Source organism: Herbaspirillum sp. B65 (assembly GCF_000333555.1).
Lineage (GTDB): Bacteria > Pseudomonadota > Gammaproteobacteria > Burkholderiales > Burkholderiaceae_D > Herbaspirillum > Herbaspirillum rubrisubalbicans.
The window spans coordinates 1-1,247 of sequence record NZ_BADI01001126.1 but is presented as its reverse complement, the minus strand read 5'-3'; the positions used below and the strand labels follow the sequence as shown (position 1 = coordinate 1,247).

At 64.2% G+C, this 1,247-nt stretch carries 2 protein-coding genes; both read right to left on the bottom strand.

All coding sequences use genetic code 11. The features are described 5' to 3' along the window. Nucleotides 1-502: ABC transporter permease (locus I5W_RS26660; protein WP_044531528.1), on the bottom strand; the 502-nt coding region annotated here is incomplete at its 3' end. 1 nt (nt 503) lies between these two features. Then, on the bottom strand, nt 504-1,247 hold a 744-nt coding region (locus tag I5W_RS26655; RefSeq protein WP_148289209.1), incomplete at its 5' end, for an ABC transporter permease.

Genomic DNA, 1,247 nt, shown 5'->3' with positions numbered 1-1,247 from the left:
TGAGCGCATCCGCAGACAGGCCGACCGGGGTGCTGCCGGTGGCTTCGGTGCGGCGCACGAACTGCGTGACTTCGTTGCTCACCATCTGCTGGATGTAGCTGTTGCCGGTGAAGGCCTGGCTCATGCGGGTGGCGTCCACGTTCAATTGCACCGCCGGGGCGCGTCCGGCCAGCACGTCGCGCTGGAAATCAGCCGGGATGTCCAGAACGAAGGTGTAGTCGCCGGCATCCAGGCCAGCATCGGCCTGCCTGGCCGTGACCAGTTGCGCTACCTTGAAATGCGGCGGGTAGAAGGCCGAGGCGATGCGTGCCGACAGCGGCGAGCCATCATTGTCGACGATGGCAATGGCCGCATTGTGCAGGCTCTCCGGCATGGCGGTGGCGGCCACGTAGATCGATAGCGTGAAGGTGTAGGCGATCAGCACCAGCATGGCCGGGTCGCGCAGCAGGCTCCACAGTTCCTTGATGCCGAGGCGGTAGATGTTGGCCCAGGAGTTGCGCATCTTACCGCTCCTGTTTCTTGAGCAACAGCACCGACAGGCCCAGGATCACCGATGCAGCCAGGGTCAGCGGCCAGAACGAGGAGGCCAGGTCTCCCGCGTCCAGCGCCTTGCTGAACACGCCGCGACTGATGGTCAGGAAGTGCGTGGCCGGATAGACCTGGCCGATCAGGGCGCCCATCCCTTCCAGGGAAGATACCGGGTTGAGCAATCCGGCGAACTGCACGCAGGGAATGATGGTGCCGATCATGGTCACGAACAGGGCCGCGATCTGGCTATTGGTGAAAGTCGAGGCCAGCAGGCCGAAGCCGGTGGAACAGATGATGAAGATCAGCGCGGCCAGCGTCAGCGTCAACAGGCTGCCCTTGACCGGCACCCCGAACACGGTGACCGCCAGTACGGTGAGCATGGCGAAGTTGAGCATCCCCAGGAGCAGGTAAGGCAATTGCTTGCCCAGCAGGAATTCGGTGCGGGTGACCGGGGTGACGTAGAGGTTGAGGATGGAACCCAGTTCCTTCTCGCGCACCACCGATAGCGCCGTCAGCATGGCCGGGATCATCATCAGCAGCAGCGGGATGATGGCCGGTACCATGGCGGGCAGGCTCTTCACATCGGGGGTGTAGCGGTAGCGCGTTTCGATGGTGGCGGCCTGGCCCATGCTCTGGCCCAGCCGATGGGTGGCCAGGTCGGCCAGCCATAACAGGTGCATCCCCTGCACGTACCCGCGTATGGTCTCGGCGCGGGTCGG